The organism is Protofrankia sp. Cas4 (genome assembly GCF_963555915.1).
Taxonomy (GTDB): Bacteria; Actinomycetota; Actinomycetes; order Frankiales; family Frankiaceae; genus Protofrankia.
In genome coordinates, this window is sequence record NZ_CAUVXL010000067.1 from 1 (window position 1) to 23559 (window position 23559).

Here is a 23559-nt window from a genome sequence, read left to right on the forward strand (position 1 = left end):
GTTCACCGGGCTGGCGGATATCACGGTCAACGGAAAGTTCATCGTGGTCGTGGACGCCTACCGCCGTAACCGGACCGGAACCACTGCACCGTAAGGGATTCCGCCGATGTTCGCGCCCCTGTTGCCGGACGCTCTGTGGGAACGATGTGACTCTGGTGTTGTGGGAGGAGCATCAGATTCACATCGTTAGGAGCGCCTGGCAGTAGGGGTGTGGATCAAGGAGTGGGGCTGGGGCACGTACATGGCAGGACGGCCACCACGGCCGGACCTTGGAGCAGGTCGGTGAACCCGACATCGAGGTGGCCCACGAGCCGGAGGGCTGTGCGGGCTGTGGGACACCGCTGGCGGGCCGCCAACCGGGTTGGGGATGCTGCTGCGCGCTCGCAGAGACTGGAACCCTCAACTTTTTGATCTTTATTTTGCTCATGATCGTCCGCATACGTCCGCCGAGCGTTGTGACCCTGGGGTGATCGTGCGTGGATGTCCGTCGTCCGTGCTCGTCCGCCGCCGTGGCTGTCAGTGTGGCTGTCGTCTGTCCCGGGTTCCCCGGGCACATACTGAGCTATGGGAGTTGACCGGCTGGCTCTGATCGCGGCGGATCCTGCGGTCGGGCATGGGCAGGCATGTATCCTGGGTACCAGGGTGCCGGTGAGCGTGCTGCTCGATTGTCTGGCGGATGGCATGTCGGTCAGCGAGATCGTGGCCGAGTATCCGTCTATCGACGAGTCGGGTGTGCGGGCGGCTGCCGCCTACGGGGCACGGTTGGCCCGGGAGGACCTCGTTCCGTTGAGCATGGCTCCGTGAAGGTCAAGATCGACGAGGGGCTTCCGGTCTCGTTAGCCGGGAGGCTCGCCGCGCTCGGGGTCGACGCTGACACGGTGTTCGACGAGAAGCTCACTGATTGTGCCGATCCGGAGGTCCTTGCCGCCGCGGGTCGTGAGGCTCGCATCGTTGTCACGTTGGACCGCGGGTTCGGCAACATCCAGTCGTACCCGCCGGGATCCCATGGCGGGATCGTCGTGTTCCGGCTCGACGAGCAGTCGGCGCGTTCGGCTGTGGCCGCGGTGGAGAACCTGGTGACGCATCACGATCTGGCCGATCTCGTCGGGACGGTGACGGTGGTTCACCGAGGGTTGCTCCGCATCCGCCGTGCGGATGCCTGACAGCGTGGTTGCTACAAGACGATCAAAAGCCTCGCGCCCTTGGTGGGCTGCGGGGCTCTGACCTGCCTCAACCAGCGTGCGCTCGGAGGGCCTCGAACCCCCAATCTTCTGATCCATACAGGGCGTTGCATGAATTGATTGGCGGGTGGGGGCCTGTATGGTGTCGATGCCGAGACGCAGCAGCTGCGACGAAGGCGGACCGGCGGCGGCGTGGTTATTCAACGTGGTCGGTGACCTTGACGGCAGTCAGACTTACAGCGCGGCTGTAGGTGAAGAGTTCGTCGAGGCTGCGGAACCCGTCAACCTGTACGAGACAGATTTTGTAGAAACTACTGAGCTGGTAGTTGTGTGCCGTCATCCGGCAAATGGCGATATGTCGCCAGCGTTTCTATGACACCCCGTACTACCTGGCAAGGCGCAAGGGCATGAAATATGCCCGAACGTGTATTCCATTCTGGGTAACTGTCCTGCCACGCTTTGAATTAGGCGCCCGGGGTCGGGTATGAGGAACGCACTCCCCGGCTCCGGGCGCCCGCCAGGTTGGTGATGATTCATAGCGTCTGGAGGGGTCATGTGCAGGGAATGTGGATGTACAGGAAGCCGGGTGGTGAGACCGCGCCCGCCACGGCAACGGGTGGGCGGGTTGGACGCGAAGGGACCAAGGGCTTTCCCGCCGGTTGTCAGCTGGCCGGTGCAGGTGGCGGCAGAGCTCGAGGCCGTGTTCGGTGGCGAGCTGGAGGTACGGGAGGCGCCAGCGGATGAGGCGGGGACGGGACTGACTTCCCCGCTGCGGTACCGGTTGGAGCTGGCGATCGGGGCGGCGGAGGTTCAGGGACGGACAGCGTGCGCGACGTTGGCGGCGGTGGCTGGCCAGTTGTCAGGGGTGGCGCCGGGGGAAGTCGCGGGGATCGTGGAGTGGGTTGATGCGGTGACTGAGGAGTTGGGACGCCTGACGGCGACGATGGCGCGACTCGTGAGGCGGCGGCCGTGATGGGGGCAACGGTTCCGGATGCCGGTACAGCGACGACAGTAACGGACGGCCTTACCGAGTCCGTTGAGGCTTGCGGGCCGGAATGGTTAGAGAACGAGAAAGATATCATCGGGTGTGAGCTGCGGATACACCCGTTGGCACGGGTCCGGGCAGCCCGAGGCTGGTCGTACCAGCAGCTGGCGCGGGTTATTGCCCGGCAGGCCCGGCAGATGGGGGTGCCGAATATGGCGGCGGAACGGCAGAAGACGTGGCGCTGGGAGCACAAGGGGGTGGTGCCGGACCAGTTATCGCAGCGGGCGTTGGCCGCGGTTCTGGAGGTGCCGACGGAGGTGGTGGTGGCGCATCCGTGGCCGACGTGGTTGCCGGTGGACGATGATCCGGCGGTGTTGCGGACAATGGAGGTGTCGTTATTGCGGAAGCGGCTCCAGTTGGCGGTCCGGGCGCTGGCGGAGGTTGAGGCCACCGGGGTGGAGGCGGTGGCCCGGATTGTGGGGCCGGTGCTGGTGGCGCTTAGGATTCGGAATGAAATAACTTGTTCACTTTGGGGCCCTTGCGAGCCCCCGACCTGCGAAGACGCATGCCGGCCTGCATTACTTACTTCATTACGGATCCTTACGGGCGGGGAGGGCACGGTGGGGCTGGAAGGCGAAACGGAATGATGGCGTGAACGGTCCCCGTTTCGGGCTTACGGCCGCACCCCGATGTAGTCGGCGAGTTCGGCAAGGCCGACGTTTTTGGCGCGGCGGATGCTGGTGGCGTCGAGGAGGTCGCGGACGACGTGGCGGGCGAGGCGCTGGTTTTTGAGCCACTCGGGAGCGGCGTCGCGGACGGTTTGCAGGGTCTTGACGGAGGTTTCGTAGTTGCGGGTGGCCACGGAGGCTTCGGCGATGGTAAGGAGGTGGCGCATTCGGGTGACGAGCTGGATGTGGTCGCTGGCGGGGATTTGGCGGGCAAGGTGGACGGCGTGGTCGGCGTCGCCGGTGGTCATGGCGTTTTCGACTTCGATGGCGGCGACGGTGGTGGGGCCGAAGGAGGACCAGTGCTGGTCGTAGTCAAAGCGGTCGTGGGCGAGCCGGGCGGCGGCGGACCGGGCGAGGGTGAGGAGATCCCGGGAGGCTGCGGCCCGGTTATTGCGGGCAGCGGCGGCTGAGGCTTCTACGAGGAGGCGGCCCCAGATGGCGATGTGGGCGGGGCTGGATCGGCTGATGGAGGGCTCGATGGCTTCCGCAGTGCGGACGGTGACGTCTTCGGCGTCGTCGAAGCGGCCTTGGCGGATGAAGATCCAGCCGAGGTGGTAGATACCGGAGGCATGGAGGATGGGGTCACCGGCTTGTTGGGCGGCGGTGATGGCCCGAATGATGGCGTCGTAGGCGAGGTCTTCATGGCGGAACTGGGCGAGGACGGTGCCGGTGGTGAGGTAGGCCCGGGCCAACAGGTGTTGAGCGCCCAGGCCGTCTTGGCCCTGGTAGTGGTCGGCGGCGGCCTGGGCGGAGCTGATGAGGGGCGGGAGCTCGGCGAGGGTGTCGGTGTAGCGGCAGTGCAGGCCGGTGCGGCTTACGGCGCTGATGGACGCCTTGAGATCGTCGAGGGTGGGTAGGTCGTCGACGGAGGACGGGGCGCCGGGAGCGGGGGCGAGGATGCGACGGAGGGCGACGAGGCTCGCGGTATCCCCGTTGGTGTCTGGGTCCAGCTCGGCACCTGGGCCGAAGAGTTCAGAGGTTGTGACGCCGAGGGCGCGGGCCAGGGCGTGAAGGGTGCTGACACGGGCGCTGGTGCGCTGGCCTTGCTCGAGTTTGAAGATGGTGGCGACCGAGACACCGGCGGCTTGGGCTAACTCCTCTTGGGTGAGGCTGCGCCGACGGCGGACTTGGGCGAGGCGGTCGCCGAGGGATTGCTCGGCCATCGAGCCCTCCAGGGTGTGCGGTTGGTGACAGTGTAGATCGGGTGGGCGTACGTTCTGCGATAGCTGTGCTCCAAGTGTTCAGGGTTTCGGGGGCTTGAGGGTTCTGGTGGACGTCCGGCCAGTGGGACGTGGGTGCCGCTTTGGTCTCCTGCGCTTGGCGATGTCCGTCGGCCGGGTTCCGCGGGTCGGTTCCATGCGCTGTCGGGACGGGGGATGCACAATGATCGTTTACCACAACCGCCGACACGCCGACGAGCGCGGGAGGTTGTGGTGGGCGATCGACATATGCTGTGACCTGCTGCGATGCGACACCTATAGATCATATATTCATGATCCTAAGGATCTTCGGATGGAGGTTGTGGTATGATCTTGCATCGTCGCAGGTCAGCGGGTGTAGAATTCGGACAGCGTGCCCGCGATCTACAAATCCGAGTCGGATTGAAACATCGCCCTGCACAGCGGTAGCCGCTGACGTGAGTGCCCGCGATCTACAAATCCGAGTCGGATTGAAACACCAGCAGGTCGTCCGGTTCGTCGACGTTGTGGGTGCCCGCGATCTACAAATCCGAGTCGGATTGAAACTGTCCCTCCTTGTCTTTTCTTGTTGTTGTTATTGTGCTCGCGATCTACAAATCCGAGTCGGATTGAAACATTTGCCGGTGACGACGAGTGAAATTCTTGAGAGGTGCCCGCGATCTACAAATCCGAGTCGGACTGAAATCAAAGGTTCTGCTCGTCACGCTTGTCCGGGAGTGCCCGCGATCTACAAATCCGAGTCGGATTGACGATCTACACGGGTCTCACGGTGACCGCAGATAGTCTTGCCTACCCTGGACGAGGGGCCGGGCTGCCAGGGAAGCGAAGCGACCCCATGCTGTGGCCCGGATGCCCGATGGCGTGCCCCTGCTCGGTTTTCGTCTGCCCTTGGCGTGCCCAGCGATGGTCTCCGGTGGTCGCATGGCTGCGTATTCCGGAACGCGTTCGGGTGTTTGGTGAACCGGCCTGGGGAACAGGACGAGCATCGCGAATCCGTGCCGCTCGGTACGGCATGGATTCGCCTATCCGGCGGCGGTCGGCCTGACCGGCATGCCCGCGGGTGTCGGTGTGCCTGGCATACGTGCCATTCCTGGTCTGGGTTGTGCGCGGCGCGGCCCGTGCCGCGCTCTTAGCTAAAACCGAGTAATTCGGCAACACGCAAGGACCTGTCATGTGCATGCCGTGTTAGGTCAGGGTTCTATGCCGACCCATGCGGCGATGTTGCGGAGGGATTCGGTCGAGCGTCTTTCGGCGTGGGCGATTCCGGCGATGGTCTCGCGGACCATGGGATGGTAACGGGTCTGCTGGGGGCTGATCCTTCTGGCGCTTTGGAGCGAGACCAGGGATGCCTGGCGGTGCCCGGTCAACAGCTGTGCTCGGGCGAGATCAATGTAGTGATGTCCGACCCGTGCTGGGGGTAGGGCGGGGGAGATTCTCAGCTGCTTACCGCGTCGTATCGCCAACGGCCCGTCCACGAGTTCGACGGCGAGTCCGACTCCCCAGATTCCGATGTTCGAGGGGCCGAACCACAGGCCGTAATGGTTGGGCTCACCGTCCAGCCGAGCGGCATAGGCGGCTGCCTCGCGCCAGTGTTCGTCGGTCCGGACGGGGTCGGCGGCACGGGCGGTCGCGAGCGCGGACCGCAGATGCAGGTAGCCGAAAACCGACAGGACCTCCGGTGCGTTGCTGGCAAGCAGGGGTTCCAGTTGGTCGCGGGCCTGTTGGAGGAGTTGCTGGGCCTGGTCGTGGCGGCCGACTGCCACGAGATCCTGGGCGTGTTTGGTGATTCCCAGGGTCATGCACAGCGGGTCTCCGGATGCGGCGGCGATGGTGTCGTAATGGCTGGCGATCACGGTGGAGAGGTCGAAGTAGCCGAGGTTCTGGGTGAAGCCACGGGCGGCGCCGAACGCTTGCGCCCACCGTCGCATGACCTGTTCGCGGTCCTGTCCGCTGGTCGTGTGCGCGGCGAGGCGAAGATCGGCGAGCAGGGGCGGAAGGCGTTCACCGATCAGGGCCAGATCCGTTCGCTCCGCCGCGTGGGTGATGGCGGTGACCGCGGCGGACAGGGCGGGCAGCGACGGGGTGGGCCGGTCCTCGGACGGGGTGAGGGCGGTGGCGAGGATCTCCTGGCGCAGTCGGGGCACCATGTCGTGCACGGCGTGGTCCCGATCGCGGGGTGCGCGGAACGGCTGACCGGTGAGCTGGCCCCGGTCGACGTCGAGCGCGCGGGCTACGGCGGTGACCAGAGCGGGGGATGCGGGACGGCGTCCTTGCTCGACCTTTGTCAGCAGGCTGTGGGAGACATGCGCGCGGGCGGCGAGTTGCTGCTGGCTGAATCCGCGGAGCTTGCGTTCCGCGGAGATCCTCGCGCCGATGTGCGGTCCGGTCATCCGCATCTACCCCGTCCAGGCGATCGCTTGATGTGCGCCCAGGGTAACCGGGATGCGGCTGTGTCTGCACTGTGCCACTTCGTCGCGCTCCGTTCCGCTTACTGTCCGCACCGGTAGCACAGTGGTTCCTGTCCCGAAAGGAATGATCGATGGCGGATATCGAGCCGGTGTACGGGCTGGTCAGGTTCGAGGGAGAGACGCAGCAGCGGGTGTCGGCGATCGTGCTGGTCTTTGAAAGTGCGGGTGCGGCCGATCGATGTGCCCGCTCGGCGAGGATGGAGGACTACGCGGTCGGGCCGGTGGAGTTCCTCGCTATCGCTGCGGCAGCTGGTGTCCGCTGGAACGAGGCGGACCGGTGAACGGTGAGCCCGTCTTGTCGAACGGGGCGGCTCTGCGCGCTTACGCTCTCGCGGTCATCGCACAGGATGCGGCGTATGACCGAAACCCGCAGGGTGACCCGGTGCTTCTGACCTCGGACATGCGCCGCGGTCTGCACGCCGCTCTCAGTGTCGAACCCCCACCGCTGCTTACCGCCGGTCCCGCGGTCACCGCAGGAGAACAGGCCGCCTTCCGGTCCGGTATCCAGGCCGCGCTCGACATGGTTTACAGCGCCGTTGCCGTCGCTTTGGGTCCGGAGCAGCTGCGTCATCGACAGCGCTTTGTGCGTCGGCGGTCCGCTCGCCGGTCGTCACCGTCGTGCGCGGATGCGCGGATGCGCGGATGCGCGCCTGCCCGTTGCCACTGACGCGATCCGCGGTGCGGAAACAGGCGGTAGTAGGGAGCCGGGCACACTGGCCGATCTTGATTCGCTGCTTCTCCTTGACGGTGACGGTCGGCTGCTCCGTCCCGTTCGGCCACACCACGTCGTGGGCTGTATGCCATGCCTGGGCTCACGCGCAGGCCATCCGACCCGGTGTCCGGCTGCCTGTGCAGATCGACGATCCGCGTAACCGCCAGACCTGGCGGATCACTCCAACCGGGTGTAGCCACTCTGTCTGGCTGCCCGGTGAACCTACCTCCAGGTTTTGTCCGCTGACATCCGAGCCCGGACTGGGGAGCTGAACAAGGGTTCGAATCCAGCCAGAAACCTTTCCGCAACTATGATCCATTCGGTGAAAGTCAACTGCCGAACAATTCTTCGGAGATTCTTTTCGTGGAAGGTGAGATGTCGGTGGACGGTGGTGGACGTCCACGAACGCCAGCGGACGATGCGGCAACGCTGCGGTAGGAATCAGGTCCGTTGATTTGCTGCCATGTGCTGTGCAAGCTGGGCTCATGGTGGATCGGGTTAGGGTTCAGGGGCAGCCGGCCACCCTGTCGCGGGCGGATCGTGCCCGGTTGCCGCTGGCGCGGAAGGTCGACTCCATGTTCGGTACCGTGCCCGAGTGAGCTACTTCCTGGTCGTGGACGACCGTCGCGCAGGTCGGCTGCTTCAGGAGAAGACCTTCGCGGACCGGCGCGCAGCACTCGCAGCCCGTTTTTCTGCCGAGCGGTCGCGCGACGACGGTTCTGATGTGGAGGTAGTCGTGCTGGCCGCCACGTCGCACGAGGCTCTTACCAAAATGGATGCCCGCTGACCTGGGCAAACGTCCCGCCGGCCCAGAACGGGACGTTCATTGTGGTCGTGGACGCCTACCGACGCGACCGGACAGTCACATGAGCCGATCATGGCAGTGGGCAGCCAGGCCCAGGCGGGCGCCTCGCGCGGGACCGCGCCCACACCCGCGCACGGACACGGACGCTGGCACGATCCTGATACTCACCCTCGGCTATGTCATGATCGCGTTGATGCTGGCGCTCGTGGTGACCGATGCCTCCGCGGTGTATCTGGCCAAACGCTCGGTGGCTTCGGCGGCCGACGGCGCAGCCCTCGCCGCCGCGCAGCATGTCAACGATGCCGCCATCTACACGGCGACCCAGGATCTCCAGCAGCTGCCGCTTGCCGAGGTCGCCGCGACCGTCGCCGGATACCAGGTCGACGCCGACCCGTCCGGGCACACGGTGCTCACGGCGCAGCTGCTGAACCCGACGACCGTTCGGGTGACCGGCAGTCGAACGGTCGTGTTGCCGGTGGTGGCGCTCCTGGGCATCGGCCCGGTCACCGTCACAGCCAGCGCGGACGCCCAGTCGCTCGTCCGTCCGCCCGGCCCCTGACGGTATTCGGGCTGCTGCCACCCTGCGCGGGCCACCGGAGGTCTTGGAGCGAGAGGATCAGAACCAGGGGGCCGTGATGGCGATAAGATCGTCGAGCTGATGGCCGGTGCGCTTGGCGGCGAGCGCGGAGACGTCGCGGACGAGCCGGGCGACCCACTGTGCCGGCCGGTGCATGGCCAGGGTCACAGCCCGCGCCGCATGGTGCGCCGCTTCGTCGGGGTCGGGGCGGTTGCGTGCCAGCGCGGTCCGTGCCTGTGCCATGTGCACGGCAATGATCATACCGGTCTGCCCGCTGTCCGCGATCAGCGCGGCGGCCCGTTCAAGGTAGGGCTCGGCCTCGTCCGCGACACCGACGGTGGTCAGCGCCTCGGCACTGGCGAGGGCCAGGTCCGCCGGGGAATACGTGTCGAGCGCGAAGCCGGGGCGTCCCTGCGCGGACGGGGCCAGCAACTCCATGATCTGCCAGGCGCGGACCACCGCCTGCCGGACGCCGGCGACATCGCCGACGGCCGCGTATGAGCCGGCCGAGACCTTGCCGGCCACCATGGCCCGGGCCGGGCTCGCTCCGGCGATCCGGCCGGCGGCCCCGGCGATCTGCAGTGCCACCGCCGGGCTGTGCTGGCGTACCACCCGGGCGCGTATCGCCAGGGCACTGCCGGCCAGCGGGCCGTCGCCGGCGGCGCGTGCCACCGTTGCGGCCCGATCGGCCAGCGAGACGGCGTCGCCGTGGCGCCCCTGGTCGTATGCGGCGCCTGCCATGGTGGCGGTCACGGCAGCGTGCAGGCGCATCCAGTCCAGGGCGACCGCCCCCCGCAACCGTCGGGTACGCGGCACCGTCCGGGTGGTCTGGTGCAGGGGCGTCAGCGCCGATATGGTGTCGGACAGGTCGGCCGTCTCGTAGTTGACGAGCGCTTCGCTCAGGATCTGGATGCAGGTGTCATGCAGCTCGCCGGTATCGACACGTGGGTCGGTACCGGCGGTATTGTCGGTCACGGCTCTCCAGCGTTCACCAGCGCGAAATCGGTCTAAGATGGCCCGGGTGACATTCAGCTGTCACCGATTTCCGACCGAAGAGCCCGTCGGGCCGAAGAGCCCGCTGGCAGTCAAGATAGTCGGTGGGACGGTCCGGTGCCTCGGTGGCAAGGGCCTGTTGGATGTGCTCTGGGTCTCTTTGTGCGAATTCTGAATCCAAGACGCCGACGTGGGTTCCGGCCTCGCCACGCCAAGATCGGCATCCAGGTGGGGGCGGCGCGTTTCCGACGGTAAGGTGGGTCTCATGGCCGCCGACCTCGCAGAGGAGATCAAGGCTCTCGACTCGACGCTCGCAGGCATCGAAACAGTTCTTGATCTTGAAAGTCTCCGACGCCGCGCCGCGGACTTGGAGCGTGAGGCAACGGATCCGGACCTGTGGAGCGACCAGTCCAGGGCGCAGGGCGTCACCCGCCGGCTCTCGTCGGTGCGTGGGGACATCGCCCGGGTCGAAGCGCTGCGGCGGCGCCTCGACGACATCATCACCGCTCTCGACCTCGCCGATGAGGACCTGCTGGCCGAGGCCGCGGTGGGCCTTCCCAAGCTCGCTCGTGACATCTCCACGCTCGAGGTTCGTACGCTGCTGTCCGGTGAGTACGACGAGCGGGACGCGATCATTCAGCTTTCCGCCGGTGCCGGTGGCGTGGACGCCGCCGACTGGACGGCGATGCTGCTGCGCATGTACCTGCGGTGGGCCGAACGGCACGGCTACGGCGCCGAGGTGTTCGACACCTCCGAGGCGGAGGAGGCGGGTCTGAAGTCCGCCACGTTCCAGATCAAGGCGCCGTACGCCTACGGGACGCTGCGCAGCGAGCACGGCGTCCACCGGCTGGTGCGGATCAGCCCCTTCGACAACCAGAACCGCCGCCAGACGTCGTTCGCGGGGGTCGAGGTGACCCCGGCCGTCGAACAGGCCGACCATGTCGAGATCGACGACAAGGAACTGCGGATCGACATCTTCCGTTCGTCGGGTCCGGGCGGGCAGGGCGTCAACACCACCGACTCGGCGGTGCGGATCACCCACCTGCCGACGAACATCGTGGTGACCTGCCAGAACGAACGCAGCCAGCTGCAGAACAAGGCCGCGGCCATGATGGTGCTGCAGGCCAAACTGCTGGAACGTCGGCGTGTCGAGGAGGCCGCCGAGAAGCAGCGGCTGACCGGCGGTCCGCAGGACGTGTCCTTCGGCTCCCAGATCCGCAACTACGTGCTGCATCCGTACCAGATGGTGAAGGACCTGCGCACCGAGGTGGAGACGTCCGGCACCGGGGCGGTGCTGGACGGCGACATCGACGACTTCATCGATGCGGAGGTCCGCTGGCGACGCACCAACGAAGGCGCCAGCTGATCGCTGGCGCGGCAACAGGTCGTCGTGCCCCGGACAACGGGAAGGTGCCGATTTCGGCCACATCCGACGGCGTTTGAGCGATCCTGACCGAATGGCCGTACCGGTCAGGAGCCGAGCCGTTGATGTCGTGACGCCAGGTACTCGTCAACCCACAGCCGGTTGCTTCGCCACTGCCCGTCCTCGCTGTGGACCGCCTTGAGCCGCCCGCGGATGGCGGCTGTTCGCAGCGCCACCGTGCTCACCTCGTCCGAAGCGAGGGCCGCGAGCGGAACGAGGCTCGCAGGCTCGGCCACGGCCGGCACCACGAACCGGTAAAGGTTGTCCAGCACACCACGGGCGATCATCTCGCCGAGCATTCCCGGACTTCCCGCGTCCGCCTGGCGGAGGGCCTTCAGATAGCGATCGCGGTCGCGCCGTGCGACGACAACCGGCGGGTAGCCGAGGCGGCAGAGCACGAGGTTCAGCAGGAGCCGTCCGGTACGGCCGTTTCCGTCCAGGAACGGATGCACCCGTTCGAAGGCGGCGTGGATGCGTGCGAGACGCTCCATGAGATGACGGCCGTCGTCGGTGGTGACCGCCTGGACGTCGTCCAGCCAGTCGCGCATCCGTGCCGGCACCAGCGGATGGCTTGGCGGGCTCATGCCTCCCGGGAAGGGCGCGATGTCATGTTCCCGGAAGCGGTAGTCCACCGAATCGGTCCAGCAACTCCGCGACAGCTGAGTCGACACGTATGTACACCTCGATGCGGGATGGGCGTCCGCGCCGGTTCCCGTGGGTGGTTGCGGCGTCCGATCCGGCGAAGTTGCTGAGTTCGGCCATATCTAATTAGAGCAGAGCAACTTCGGTGACGGCCCTGGCCCGCCCGGGCCGGTAGGCCGGTCGAAACGCCAGCTGATCGACGGGCTCCGCTGGCGGACCTGCTGGCGGACCTGCTGACTGAGGACATGCACGCCCGGTAGGACGCACACTCTGGGGTGTGGACAGTTTCGAGACGGATCCGACTGCCGGTGCCGACCAGTGGGCGGGGACGCCGCAGGGGCACCCGCGCATGGACGCGCAGGTGGGCCGACGTGCAGGTGCGCCTCGGGGCGGGACCGGCTGGGTTGCGCTGGTCGGAGGTGGTCCGGGGCGTCCTGATCTGATCACCGTTCGCGGTCTGGAACTGCTGCGCCGGGCCGACGTGGTGGTCGTCGACCGGTTGGCCCCGCGGGCGCTGCTCGACGACCTCGGGTCCGGCGTCGAGATCGTGGATGCGGGCAAGGAGGTACACGGCCACAACATCACCCAGGATCAGATCAACCGTCTGATCGTTGACCGGGCCGGGCGGGGACTCGGGGTGGTACGGCTCAAGGGAGGAGATCCCTTTGTCTTCGGTCGCGGTGGTGAGGAGGCGCTGGCGTGCCTGGACGCGGGGGTGCCCTGCGAGGTTGTGCCGGGTGTGACGAGCGCGGTGGCCGTTCCGGCCTTGGCCGGCATTCCGGTCACCCACCGTGGGATTACTCAGGACGTCACGATCGTCTCGGGTCACCTCGATCCGTCCCATCCGGGCTCGACCGTCGACTGGGACGCCGTGGCGACCGGTGCCGGGACGATCGTCGTCCTGATGGGCGTCGGCGCGCTCACGCAGATTGCCGCGGAGTTGGTCAAGCGAGGCCGCGCGGGATCCACTCCGACCGCTGTGATCCACGGCGGGGGAACCGCTGATCAGCAGGTGGTGACCGGCCCCCTCGCCGACATCGCGGCCCTGGCCGCCGAGGCGGGCATCATGGCGCCATCCGTGATCGTCATTGGTGACGTGGTCGCGCTGCGCGAGATGCTGGCCTGATACCCGTGACCTGACCGGCCGAACAAGACCGGCAGCTAGCCGTGTCGAACAGCCAGCAGGGTCAGCATCAGCAGCACCGACACGATGACGATCAGCGCCTGGGGTGTGATCGTGATGGATGGCTGGTGCATGGAGTCACGGGCTGCCCGGCAGGACGCACACCGTCCCTCGGCGACCTGGCCGGCACAGCGGGCGCATATCAGGTCCTCGCAGCACATGCCGTCGACCTCCTTGCGTCCGGTACTGGAAGCATCATCGCCCTCGGGGGCTGACCCGCACAATGTCTGGCGGTTCAGAAAAGTTCCGCCACCGTTCAGGCGGCTACCCCCTCTGTCTACCCACCGGCCCCGCCGCCACCCCTGGGCGTCAGGCCGGTGCTCCCCGCGGCCGTCGGAGGCGCGCAGAACGACGGTCGCGCCTCCTTTGGCCAGGTGCTCCCCGCGGCCGCCGGAGGCGCGCAGAACGACGGTCGCGCCTCCTTTGGCCAGGTGCTCCCCGCGGCCGCCGGAGGCGCGCAGAACGACGGTCGCGCCTCCTTTGGCCAGGTGCTCCCCGCGGCTGGCTAGCATCCACTGGTGACTTACAGTCTCAATGTAGATGCGAGGAGTGGCAAACGTGATTCGCATGACCTTGGTGACCAAACAGTATCCAGCGGGTGCGCGGCCCGCGTTGGATGATGTGACCGTCGAGATCACCGCCGGGGAGTTCGTCTTCCTGGTCGGTCCGTCGGGTTCGGGGAAGTCCACTTTTCTACGGCTGCTTCTGCGGGACGAGCGGCCGACCGCCGGTGTGGTCGAGGTTGCCGGCCGGGACCTGGCCGCCATCCCCGACCGTCGGGTGCCGTTGCTGCGCCGGCAGGTGGCGTGCGTTTTCCAGGATTTCCGGCTGCTGCCCGACCGGACGGTCGCCGGCAATGTGGCCTTTGCCCTGGAGGTCACCGGTCGGCCGCGCCATGTGGTCCGCACTCTCGTCCCCGAGGTTGTCGACCTGGTGGGACTGGCAGGTAAGGAGAACCGCTATCCCGACGAGCTGTCCGGCGGAGAGCAACAACGGGTCGCGGTGGCCCGGGCCTTTGTCGGGCGTCCGCGGATCCTGCTGGCTGACGAACCGACCGGCAACCTCGATCCGGCCACGAGTTCAGGGATCTTGAAGCTCTTGGACGCGATCAACCGGGCCGGGACGACCGTCGTCATGGCTACGCACAACGCCGCTGCGGTGGACGCCATGCGTCGGCGGGTCATCGAGCTCGAACACGGGGCGCTGGTACGCGACCAGCTGCGAGGCGTCTACGGACTGGCCCTGTAGGACATGATCGCTAATATGCGCGTCGGCCCGGTGCTCGCCATTAGTGTCACCAGCCTGCGGCGCAACCTGTCCATGACCCTCGGAGTGATCGTCACCGTGGCGATCTGCCTTACCCTGCTCGGAGCCGGCCTGTTGCTGCGGGCCCAGGTTCGCACCGTCGACGGGTTCGTTCTCGACCGGATCCAGGTCGTCATCGACCTCAATGACGGGGTGTCCAGCGCGGAGCGGGACGAGCTCGCCGCGGATCTGCGCGCCGACTCGTTGGTGCGGGCCGTCGTCTACGAGGACAAGGCGCACGCATTCGCGCGTTTCACCCGTGACTTCCGCAATTCGCCGGATGTCGTCAGTGGCGTGAGCGCGGATGATCTGCCCGCGTCGTTCCGTCTGACGCTTGTCGATCCACGCCGGTCCGGCGAGATCGTCGCGGATTATTCCGGAAGAGATGGTGTCGACCGGGTACGGGACCAGCGTGCGTTGCTCGCACCGCTCTACCGCTTCCTGCACGCGTTCGCGGTCGGGGCCTTCGTCCTCGCCGCGGTTCAGGCCTTTGCCGCGTTCGTGTTGATCTATACGATGATCCGGGTGTCCGCGCACGGGCGACGCCGGGAAACCGCGGTGATGCGGCTGGTGGGAGCCACCAACGCGACGATCCGCGCGCCCTTCGTCGTGGAGAGTGCGGTCACGGGCCTGCTCGGTGGGACGTTCGCGGCGATAGCGCTGATCGCCTGCAAGATCTATCTTGTTGATCATAGGTTTGCCCGGCAGACCACGTTTCCGCTCCTGGACTGGGGTGCGGTGTGGGCCGCCGCAGTCGGTGTTCTCCTGATCGGCTCCGCGGCGACCGCGTCCCTGGCTGTGGTCGCGCTCCGCCGGCACCTGCGGGTCTGACCCACGGCTGGCTCCGCCATGCCGTGCGGTCGGCTTGCCGTGCCGTCGGCGTAGCCTAAGTGGTCGAAGACGGCGTGAAGCTGCTGGAGAACCTGTCAGGAAGAGGAACACCGAACGTGGCGAAGGAGATCGGCAGGAAGCTGGTCGCACAGAACCGGCGGGCCCGACATGACTACACGATTCTCGACACCATCGAGGCCGGGCTGGTGCTGCATGGCACCGAGGTGAAGTCGCTACGGGCGGGCCGGGCGTCGCTGGTGGATGCTTTCGCGCAGATCAGCGACGGGGAAGCGTGGCTGCACGGCATGCACATCGCGGAGTACGCGGAGGGTACGTGGACGAATCACACCCCGCGCCGGCGCCGCAAGCTGTTGCTGCACCGCGACGAGATCGCCAAGCTGGTCGGCAAGACCAAGGAGGGCGGCCTGACCATCGTCCCGCTGTCCATCTACTTCAAGGACGGCCGGGCAAAGGTGGAGGTCGCGCTCGCCCGTGGGCGCAAGACCTACGACAAGCGGCACGCGCTCGCCGAGCGGGACGCCACCCGTGAGGTCTCCCGGGTGCTGGGTCGGCGGGCCAAGGGCCGCGAGGACTGATCCGTGTCAGCCTGCACTGATCGGTGGCGACCATCGTGCGGGCACCGTCACCTGTCTCGCCAGCGGTACGGGCGCCGTCCGTCAGACCGGGGTGGTGGACAACCGGGCGTTCGTGGGAAGATGGGGGACGCGGCCGACGTTGGGTCGTGTGGGCGGTCGTCCAGGCGGCCCGCAGCAAGAGCGATCAGCGGTACTATCGGAGCAAGGGCAACACTCGACAGAACGAATACTGACAGAACACGGGGGTGACCGGCTTCGACTCCGGACGTCGAGGCAGGGGAAGCGGGCCGAGGATGAGCGGTTATCTCGATAACGATCCGCTCAAAGAAATAACTGCCAACAAGACGCAGTCTGTTCCAGCCGCTTACAGCCTCGCTGCCTAAGCGCTACTAAGGAACCGTCAGCCTGAGAGTTCCTCCGGCTCAGGGTCTGGCGTCGCTAGGAGGATCACTCTCTGACCCGGTCACGGGGTCAGATGGGACATCTCACAGTGACTGAGCCCACACCGACATGCCTGTGTGATTGGTGGGGCTGAGAAACAAGTAGCAGGCTGCGCCCGGAGAAGTCCTGTTGCGGTGCCGGAGGACGCGGGTTCGATTCCCGCCACCTCCACGAGCTGGTTGATGCTGTTCGCCGACGGTGGGTCGGCTTCCCGGGGGGCGTGATGTCTGCCCGGGAGGCGACCCCCCGGACCCCCGGTGCGGGGCTTCGCCCCTCGGGCAGCTGGGCGTTCGGTGGTTTTCGTCGGTATAACGACCCTTTTTACCTACGCCCGGCCGGCGGCGGCATGAGGGGTAGGTGACTTTCGTGGCAATAGCGACGTCTTCTACCGACCGTCTCCGTTGGTGTCATCGGGCTGCCCCCTCAGCAGCCCGATGACACATTCGGAGGCCTCACCTCCACGGTCCACAATCGGTTCAGGGGCGGGAACCCGCCCGGGTACGGCGGGCGTAACGCATGCCGGCCGGCGGTCCGGATGTCGTACCGCGTCGCGCCCGTTCGCTGAGTATGTACAGCACACGTCGCAACGCCAGTCCGGCGGCGTCTGAGCGGATGCTGACCTCCTTTTCTCCGCCCTCTCCGCCCTCTCCGTCGCTCCCACTGGATATCAGCGGCAGGCCGTCCAGCCCGAATCGCTCCTGAAGCGCAATGTCCTCGGCCAGGATGGCCTGCTCGAAGCGGGCGGCGGCGGCCAGCCGCTCGGGGTCTCCGCCGAGGTCGTCGCGCAACAAGCGGGTGTAGACGCGGGTCGAGTTGGTGTCCTCGGGTTGTAGGCAGAAAAAGATCGTGTTTGTGCTGCCGGCGTCGGGATATTCCAGCACCAGGCGCAGTTGGAACGGTGGACGGTAAATGTAGGTCGACCGGCGGCGCTGAATCAATGGTCGCAGACCGGCTGCCACGCCCGGGTCCTCAGGGTTGGCGACGGTCTGGTTCATGCGCGCCCGGAATCCGTTGCCATCGGGAGTGATTTTGTATGGAGGGACGATCGTCTCCTCACCCGCGCCGATCGTGTCAGCGTGGACGAACGGGAGATGTGCGGTGTCGAGGAAGTTGTCGGCGAGCAGACCGGCACACGACGACGTCAGTACGACATCCAGCCACACCGAGTCAAAGGCGGGGTCGGCCGCCTCAGGCAGGTCGATGATGTCCGCGAACGGTTCCTCGGGCGCGAGCCATACCAGCCCGTGGCGTTCGACGGCACCCCACGCGGGGGTCGCCCGGGCCTGCTTGGGTGCGGGCACGCCCGGCCCAAGCGCGGGTACGGCCGTGCATTCCCCGGATGCGACGAAACGCCAGCCGTGATAGCCGCAGACAAGCTCGGGACCGTCCACCCGGCCGGCCGAAAGCGGCGCCAGGCGATGCGGGCACCGGTCGGCGAAGGCAACCACGTGGTCATCGAGCCGGGCGATCGCCCAGGGTTCACCGAGAAGGCGGACAGGCACCGGTTCGTCGCCGACGTCCGATGAGCGTGCAACCGGATGCCAGCCGCGTCGAAGAGAGAGATCTGTGTTTGTCAGCAATTGCGGAACGTCAACCACCTCCAGGAACAGGGGCCGTCGGATGACAGGCGCGGATGACAGGTCAGATCGCGTTCGCTGAAACGCATGCTCAGAGTATGACGATTCAATCCCGTTGATGTTTCGACTTCACCTCCCGAATGTGACGCAAAGTGACGGTGATTGACATCTCATCCGAGCTGGCATCAATGAAGCTGACGTGATGGTCGTCCCTTTTCCGGGAATTTCACGCACGCCTGGGTACATGGCGGATACGGCGCGCCGTCAGTGCAGGTGGGCGGCGTTCATTTCGCGTTAAGGGGGCTGGTAGCCGGCCGTTGTCGGCTCTCATCGGGTCCGGCCAGCGGCAAACACCGAAGACCTCTCCCGTCGCCGATGGTGAACATGCGCGTAACCTCGCGGCTCTATCGTCGGTGGGTATGTGGGTTGCGCGCGGCCGACCGTCATCCCTGCCAGCGTCCCTGCCCGGCTGCCTCGGCGCCCCGCGGCACCCGGCGTCCCGAAGACGGCGCGATCATGAATCATCCGCCCGGACCAGGTGTGCCACATGATCGTGACAGCTCCATCTCAACTCGCCGGCCGGGCCGGTCGGGCCGGTCGGGCCGGCGACCCCGCCGCCGGCCCGACGACCCACATGTACCGGCCCCTGACCGTCGCCGAAGTCGTCGACGCCCTGGCCGACGGGGATGGCGAGCTCCTGGCCGGCGGCACCGATCTGGTACCCGCGCTGCGTGCCCGCCGGCGGGACCCGGCTCGGATCGTCGCCCTGCGCCGGGTCCTGGAGCTGCGCTCGCGCGGGGCCAGCGCAAATCTGTTGATTATCGGCGCCGGTGTCACCTATCACGATCTGACGGGCTGGTCGCTGTCACCGGGACTGGCGGCGACTGCGCGGGTGGTCGGCTCGCCCCAGATCCGCAACACGGGCACGGTGGGTGGGGCGCTGGGCACCGCCAACCCGCGGGGAGACCTGTTGACCTTCCTGTCCGCGGCCGACGCCGAGGTGGTGATCCACAGCGTGCAGGGGGTGCGGACCGTGGACGTCCCGTCTTTCCTGGCCACCGGTCTGGACCCGACCGAGCTGGTCACGGCCGTCCGACTGCCCCGCCCATGTGGACCGCAGGTCTACGTGAAGATCGGTTCCCGGCAGGCCGCATCGACGGCGCTGGTCTCGTGCGCGCTGGTCGTCGACCGGGTGCATGAGCGGGTGAACTGCGCGATCGGCGGGGTTGCGGGCCGTCCGACGCGTCCGCGTGCCGCCGAGGAGTTCGTCCGCCAGGGCATCGACTGGGCGGCTGGCACGATCGCCGCGGATGTCGCGGCCGGGTTCGGCGAGCTCGTGGCGCAGGCCGCCGCGGTCGTACCCGATCCCCTCCCGGACGAGGTAGGCGGGTCGGCGGCCTACCGCCGGCATGCGGCCGGAGTGCTCGCGGCCCGCGCGGTGGCCCGCTGCCTGTCGGCTGCGGCTCCGGCCCCGGCTGTGGCTCTGGATGCGCCCCCGGATGCGCCCCCGGGGGCGGCGGGATCAGAGGCCGGCGGGTGGGGTCGGAAGTGAACGCCGACACCGGCGTTGATGGTGATGCCGCGGCTACGACTGGCGCCGAGACTGGCGCCGAGACCGGCGCCGAGACTGGCGCCGAGACCGGCGCCGAGACTGATCCGCAGGTGTCCTATCACCTGCACATCGACGGGGTGCTGCGGCCGGTTACCAATGCCTGGTTGTCGGAGTCCCTGCTCGGCGTGCTGCGTGACCACCTGGGCGTGATGTCGGTCAAGGACGCCTGTGAGCAGGGCCGATGCGGCTCCTGCTCGGTGCTCATGGACGGCCGGCTGGTCGCGGGTTGCACGGTGCTCGCGGCGGACGCCGCAGGCGCTCAGATCACGACCGTCGCCGGGCTGGGCACGGGGGGTCCGGCCCGGGCGGTGCGGGCCGCGTTCCTCGCCCACGGGGCCGTCCAGTGCGGCTTCTGTACGCCGGGGTTCGTCGTTGCCGTGACCGATCTGCTGGCCCGCCGTCCGGGCGCCGACGAGGACGAGATCAGGGAGGCCTTGGCGGGCAACATCTGTCGGTGTACCGGCTACGGGCGGATCATCGCCGCCATCCGGTCCGTCCAGGACGCCCGCCGGTGATCGATGGCAGGCTGTGGGCCGATGACGCACTCACGTTCACCCGGTGATCAGGCGTCCAGCGATCAGGCGTCCAGCGATCAGGCGTCCAACGATCAGACGTCCAACGATCAGACGCAGACCGATCAGGGTGTCGGTAGGTCCGTGCCCCGCCCGGACGGCGCGGCCAAGATCGACGGGACGTTCCCGTACGCCGGTGATCTCTTCCTGCCGGGGATGCTGCACGCTCGGACGTTGCGCAGCCCCCACCCCCGGGCCCGGATCCGGCGTATCGACACGGCCGCGGCCCGGCGCATACCGGGTGTGGCGGCGGTCGTGACCGCGGCGGACGTACCGGGCCGGGCGACCTACGGCCTGATCGTCGCAGACCAGCCGGTGTTCGCCGGCGATGTCGTGCGCTACCAGGGTGAGCCGGTCGCCGCGGTCGCGGCGCGCGACGCCCGCACCGCCGCTCGGGCGCTCGCCGCCATCGACGTCGACTATGAGCCCCTACCGCCGGTGACCGATCCCGAGTGGATCGTGGACGCCGGCGGTGACGCCGATCCGTTGCATCCCGACGGCAACATCTTCCGCGAGATCCATCTGCGGCACGGTGAGCCGGACACCCGTGGCGAGGTCGAGGTCAGCGACTCCTACGTGGTGGGCATGCAGGACCAGGCCTTCCTCGGCTGCGAGGCCGCGCTGGCGGTGCCGGCGGCGGACGGCGGTGTCGACATGCGGGTCGCCACCCAGTGGCTGCACTCCGATCGCGAGCAGGTCGCGGCATGTCTGGGCATCCCCGAGTACCGGGTACGGCTCACCCTCGCCGGGGTCGGCGGAGCGTTCGGTGGACGCGAGGACATCACCCTGCAGATCCACGGCGCGCTGTTGGCACGGGTCACCGGGCAGCCGGTGCGGATCCGCTACGACCGGGTCGAGTCGTTCCTCGGCCATCCGCACCGGCATCCGGCTCGGCTGTGGTTCCGTCACACCGCGTCGGGCGCCGGGCAGCTCGTCAGCGTCCACGCGCGTGTGATCATGGATGGTGGGGCGTACGCGTCATCGTCCCCGGCGGTGCTGACCAACGCGGTGACGCACGCGGCAGGGCCCTACCGGGTCCCCCACGCCATGGTGGACGGCTGGGTGGTGCGGACGAACAATCCGCCGTGCGGGGCGATGCGCGGCTTCGGGGTTCCCCAGGTGGCGTTCGGGCACGAGGCGCAGATGGACCGGCTCGCGGACGCCCTGGGCATGGACCCGGTGGAACTGCGTCGCCGCAATGCCCTCGAACCCGGCGATGTGCTGCCCACCGGCCAGATCGTGGCTGCCCCGATGCCGTCGCGGGAGGCGATCGCGACGGTCGCGGCCCGTCCGCTGCCACCACCGGTGTCAGACCGCACCCCGGTGACGTCGCTGCCGGGCGGGCGGCTGGCCGGGTCCGAGCCGAGCCGGATCCGCCGTGGTGTCGGCTACGCCCTGGTATACAAAAACCTGTTGTTCTCCGAGGGTTTCGACGACTTCGCGACCGCCCGGGTGCGCCTGGAGCTCGCGCCGGACGGCACACCGCGGGTCGTCGTGCACAGCGCGTGCGCGGAGGTCGGCCAGGGTTTCGTGACGATCGCCGGGCAGATCGCGCGGACCGAACTCGGGGTGGACCAGGTACTGCTCGCCCCGGCGGACACCGCCGTCGGCAGTGCCGGGTCGACCAGCGCATCCCGCCAGTCGTGGATGAGTGGTGGGGCCGTGCGTGCCGCCGCCGTCGCGGTGGCCGCGCAGCTGCTGGCGCGGGTGGCCGGCCGGCTGGGCCTGCCCGGCGAGGTGGTCACGCAGCCGCGGCGGGTACTGACGCTCGTCGGCGGTGAGATCGTCGCCAGCGAGGTCGGGGTGCGGATGTCTGTTGCCGAGGTGCTCGCCGCCGACGGACCGGTCGAGGCCGTGGAGGTCTTCCGCCACCGGCGGACCCAGCCGCTGGGCCCGGACGGCCAGGGCGACGTACACGTGGCGTTCGCCGTGGCGGCGCACCGCGCGGTCGTGGACGTGGATGTGGACCTTGGTCTGGTGCGGGTGGTGTCGATGGCGCTCGCCCAGGATGTCGGCATGGTGCTCAACCCGATGGCGCTGCGGGGGCAGGTGGAGGGCGGCACCGCCCAGGGGCTCGGGCTCGCGCTCATGGAGGAGCTCGTGGTCGAGGGCGGAGTGGTGCGCAACCCCACGTTCCACGACTACGTCCTGCCCACCACCGCCGACATCCCGGCGCTGGACTTCGTGGCGCTTACCTACCCGCAGCCCGGCTCGCCCTACGGCGTCAAGGGGGTGGGGGAGGCGCCGACCTGTTCGGCGACCCCGGCGGTGGTGGCGGCGGTCCGGGCCGCGATCGGCCGTGACCTGCGCCGGGTACCGATCCGTCCCGAGGACCTGATCCGTCCCGAGGACCTGGTCGGCCGATGACCACGACCCCGTTCGGGTTCCCCGAGCGTCCCGAGATTCTGCGGTCGACACGGGTCGTGACCCCGGACGGCGTCCGGCCGGCCGCCGTCCACATCGCGGACGGGCGGATCACCGCGGTCACGCCCCCGGCGGCCGTCGCAGCCGGCCCGCGCGTCATCGAGCTCGGGGACCTCGCCCTGCTGCCCGGGGTCGTGGACACCCACGTCCACGTCAACGAACCCGGACGCACCGAGTGGGAGGGGTTCGCCACGGCCACCCGGGCCGCTGCCGCCGGGGGCGTCACCACGATCGTGGACATGCCGCTGAACGCCATTCCGCCGACGACCTCGGTCGCGGCGCTGGCGGCCAAGCGGGCCGCGGCGGCCGGTCAGATAGCGGTCGACGTCGGCTTCTGGGGCGGGATCATCGGCGCTGACATCGGGGACCTCGCGCAGCTCGCGGCCCTGCACGACGACGGGGTGTTCGGCTTCAAGGCGTTTCTCGCGCCGTCGGGGGTGGCGGAGTTTCCGCACGTGCCCATGGAGGTCCTCGCCGTCGCGGTGGACCGTGCCGCCCGACTCGGCGCGCTGACCGTCGTCCACGCCGAGTCACCGTCGGTCCTGGCCGGGGCGCCGCCGGTGGCGGGCCGGACGTTCGCGAGCTGGTTGGCCTCGCGTCCACCGGCCGCGGAGACCGAGGCGGTGGCCGGGCTCGCCGCGCTGTCGGCCGCGACCGGTGCCCGCCTGCACGTCCTGCACCTGTCCGCGGCGGGTGCCCTGGACGACGTTCTCACCGCCCGTGACGCCGGGATCGCGCTGACCGTGGAGACCTGCCCGCACTATCTGACGTTCACCGCCGACGAGGTTCCCGACGGAGCGACCCTGTACAAGTGCGCGCCGCCCATCCGCGGGGAGCGCAACCGGGACACGCTGTGGCAGGGGCTTGCCGAGGGTCTGTTCGTCGGGGTGGTGACCGACCATTCGCCGGCCACGCCGGCGCGTAAGGCACTCGATTCGGGCGACTTCGCGCAGGCGTGGGGCGGGATCGCCTCGGTGCAGCTCGGCCTCGCCGCGGTGTGGACCCAGGCCCGCTGCCGCGGTCACGACCTGGCCGAGCTGGCCCGCTGGATGTGCACCGGCCCGGCCGATCTCGTCGGTCTGGGGCGCAAGGGCCGCATCGCCCCGGGTGCCGACGCCGACCTCGCTGTGATCGACCCGGACGGGTCCTTTGTCGTTGATCCGGCCAAACTGGCCCATCGCCACCCGCTTACGCCCTACGCTGGGCGGACGCTGTACGGCGTGGTGCGTGCGACCTACCTGCGTGGTGAACGTGTCGACGGCGACCGGCCACCGCGTGGCCAGCTGCTGTCGAGATGAACCGGCT

The 23559-nt window shown here is 68.1% G+C and carries 22 protein-coding genes, 1 other RNA gene and 1 pseudogene; 18 read left to right on the forward strand and 6 right to left on the reverse strand.

Annotated features, from left to right (window positions below; genetic code table 11):
- Positions 1-564: 564 nt before the first annotated feature.
- The 4 genes and pseudogenes from U9979_RS06835 to U9979_RS06850 all read left to right on the forward strand — a co-directional run.
- Entirely contained in the window at positions 565-804 is a 240-nt protein-coding gene (locus U9979_RS06835) for a DUF433 domain-containing protein (protein WP_322778695.1), read from the forward strand.
- On the forward strand, positions 801-1163 hold the full coding sequence (locus tag U9979_RS06840) for a DUF5615 family PIN-like protein (protein ID WP_322778696.1): 363 nt from the start codon (positions 801-803) through the stop codon (positions 1161-1163). The genes U9979_RS06835 and U9979_RS06840 overlap by 4 nt, the downstream gene beginning before the upstream one ends.
- Before the next feature lie 604 nt (positions 1164-1767).
- Entirely contained in the window at positions 1768-2154 is a 387-nt protein-coding gene (locus U9979_RS06845) for a hypothetical protein (protein ID WP_322778697.1), read from the forward strand.
- Positions 2155-2258: 104 nt separating this feature from the next.
- Positions 2259-2528 (forward strand): annotated as a pseudogene (locus U9979_RS06850) (transcriptional regulator); the annotation flags it as partial.
- Positions 2529-2839: 311 nt separating this feature from the next.
- Here the strand turns inward: U9979_RS06850 and U9979_RS06855 are convergent.
- On the reverse strand, positions 2840-4057 hold the full coding sequence (locus tag U9979_RS06855) for a helix-turn-helix transcriptional regulator (RefSeq protein ID WP_322778698.1): 1218 nt from the start codon (positions 4055-4057) through the stop codon (positions 2840-2842).
- 1226 nt (positions 4058-5283) lie between these two features.
- On the reverse strand, positions 5284-6483 hold the full coding sequence (locus U9979_RS06860; protein WP_322778699.1) for a helix-turn-helix transcriptional regulator: 1200 nt from the start codon (positions 6481-6483) through the stop codon (positions 5284-5286).
- Positions 6484-6632: 149 nt separating this feature from the next.
- On the opposite strand from U9979_RS06860, the gene U9979_RS06865 reads away from it, so the two are divergent.
- The 4 genes from U9979_RS06865 (at position 6633) to U9979_RS06880 (ending at position 8637) form a co-directional block, all read left to right on the forward strand.
- Positions 6633-6842 carry a hypothetical protein gene (locus U9979_RS06865; protein WP_322778700.1) on the forward strand — a complete coding sequence of 70 codons (210 nt, stop codon included), beginning with the start codon at positions 6633-6635 and terminating at the stop codon, positions 6840-6842.
- On the forward strand, positions 6839-7228 hold the full coding sequence (locus tag U9979_RS06870) for a hypothetical protein (RefSeq protein WP_322778701.1): 390 nt from the start codon (positions 6839-6841) through the stop codon (positions 7226-7228). The genes U9979_RS06865 and U9979_RS06870 overlap by 4 nt, the downstream gene beginning before the upstream one ends.
- A gap of 640 nt (positions 7229-7868) precedes the next feature.
- Complete coding sequence (locus U9979_RS06875; RefSeq protein WP_322778702.1) at positions 7869-8060, forward strand: hypothetical protein; 192 nt, start codon at positions 7869-7871, stop codon at positions 8058-8060.
- Positions 8061-8139: 79 nt separating this feature from the next.
- Positions 8140-8637 carry a pilus assembly protein TadG-related protein gene (locus U9979_RS06880; RefSeq protein ID WP_322778703.1) on the forward strand — a complete coding sequence of 166 codons (498 nt, stop codon included), beginning with the start codon at positions 8140-8142 and terminating at the stop codon, positions 8635-8637.
- A 57-nt stretch (positions 8638-8694) separates the two neighbouring features.
- On the opposite strand, the gene U9979_RS06885 is transcribed toward U9979_RS06880, so the two are convergent.
- Positions 8695-9630: a hypothetical protein gene (locus U9979_RS06885; protein WP_322778704.1), complete on the reverse strand. Its 936-nt coding sequence runs from the start codon at positions 9628-9630 to the stop codon at positions 8695-8697.
- 283 nt (positions 9631-9913) lie between these two features.
- On the opposite strand from U9979_RS06885, the gene prfB reads away from it, so the two are divergent.
- The gene (gene prfB / locus U9979_RS06890) at positions 9914-11014 is read left to right on the forward strand and encodes a peptide chain release factor 2 (RefSeq protein ID WP_322767346.1); all 1101 of its coding nucleotides are present in this window, start codon (positions 9914-9916) and stop codon (positions 11012-11014) included.
- A gap of 104 nt (positions 11015-11118) precedes the next feature.
- Here the strand turns inward: prfB and U9979_RS06895 are convergent, their stop codons facing one another.
- Positions 11119-11703, reverse strand: coding sequence for a Fic family protein (locus U9979_RS06895; RefSeq protein ID WP_322778705.1), 585 nt, complete (start codon positions 11701-11703; stop codon positions 11119-11121).
- Between the two features lie 359 nt (positions 11704-12062).
- On the opposite strand from U9979_RS06895, the gene cobA reads away from it, so the two are divergent.
- Entirely contained in the window at positions 12063-12839 is a 777-nt protein-coding gene (gene cobA / locus U9979_RS06900) for a uroporphyrinogen-III C-methyltransferase (protein WP_322778712.1), read from the forward strand.
- 35 nt (positions 12840-12874) lie between these two features.
- On the opposite strand, the gene U9979_RS06905 is transcribed toward cobA, so the two are convergent.
- Positions 12875-13408 carry a hypothetical protein gene (locus U9979_RS06905; RefSeq protein ID WP_322778706.1) on the reverse strand — a complete coding sequence of 178 codons (534 nt, stop codon included), beginning with the start codon at positions 13406-13408 and terminating at the stop codon, positions 12875-12877.
- Between the two features lie 46 nt (positions 13409-13454).
- On the opposite strand from U9979_RS06905, the gene ftsE reads away from it, so the two are divergent.
- From ftsE to ssrA, 4 genes are all read left to right on the forward strand, one after another.
- Positions 13455-14144 (forward strand): cell division ATP-binding protein FtsE, encoded by a 690-nt coding sequence (gene ftsE, locus U9979_RS06910; RefSeq protein WP_322778707.1) that lies wholly within the window; start codon positions 13455-13457, stop codon positions 14142-14144.
- A 15-nt stretch (positions 14145-14159) separates the two neighbouring features.
- Positions 14160-15032 (forward strand): permease-like cell division protein FtsX, encoded by an 873-nt coding sequence (gene ftsX / locus U9979_RS06915; RefSeq protein WP_322778708.1) that lies wholly within the window; start codon positions 14160-14162, stop codon positions 15030-15032.
- A gap of 116 nt (positions 15033-15148) precedes the next feature.
- On the forward strand, positions 15149-15628 hold the full coding sequence (gene smpB / locus U9979_RS06920) for an SsrA-binding protein SmpB (RefSeq protein WP_322751437.1): 480 nt from the start codon (positions 15149-15151) through the stop codon (positions 15626-15628).
- Positions 15629-15869: 241 nt separating this feature from the next.
- Positions 15870-16243, forward strand: a transfer-messenger RNA (tmRNA) gene (gene ssrA / locus U9979_RS06925).
- Positions 16244-16545: 302 nt separating this feature from the next.
- Here the strand turns inward: ssrA and U9979_RS06930 are convergent.
- Positions 16546-17649, reverse strand: a complete 1104-nt coding sequence (locus U9979_RS06930; RefSeq protein ID WP_416219621.1) for a Rieske 2Fe-2S domain-containing protein — start codon at positions 17647-17649, stop codon at positions 16546-16548.
- A gap of 544 nt (positions 17650-18193) precedes the next feature.
- Between U9979_RS06930 and U9979_RS06935 the strand changes: the two genes are divergently transcribed.
- The 4 genes from U9979_RS06935 (at position 18194) to allB (ending at position 23552) form a co-directional block, all read left to right on the forward strand.
- Positions 18194-19198 (forward strand): FAD binding domain-containing protein, encoded by a 1005-nt coding sequence (locus tag U9979_RS06935; protein ID WP_416219623.1) that lies wholly within the window; start codon positions 18194-18196, stop codon positions 19196-19198.
- Positions 19199-19308: 110 nt separating this feature from the next.
- Complete coding sequence (locus tag U9979_RS06940) at positions 19309-19773, forward strand: (2Fe-2S)-binding protein (protein WP_322767356.1); 465 nt, start codon at positions 19309-19311, stop codon at positions 19771-19773.
- A 21-nt stretch (positions 19774-19794) separates the two neighbouring features.
- A complete protein-coding gene (gene pucD / locus U9979_RS06945) occupies positions 19795-22197 on the forward strand; it encodes a xanthine dehydrogenase subunit D (RefSeq protein ID WP_322778710.1) in 2403 nt (800 codons plus the stop codon).
- Positions 22194-23552: an allantoinase AllB gene (allB, locus tag U9979_RS06950; protein ID WP_322778711.1), complete on the forward strand. Its 1359-nt coding sequence runs from the start codon at positions 22194-22196 to the stop codon at positions 23550-23552. Before pucD ends, allB begins: the two co-directional genes overlap by 4 nt.
- Positions 23553-23559: the final 7 nt, after the last annotated feature.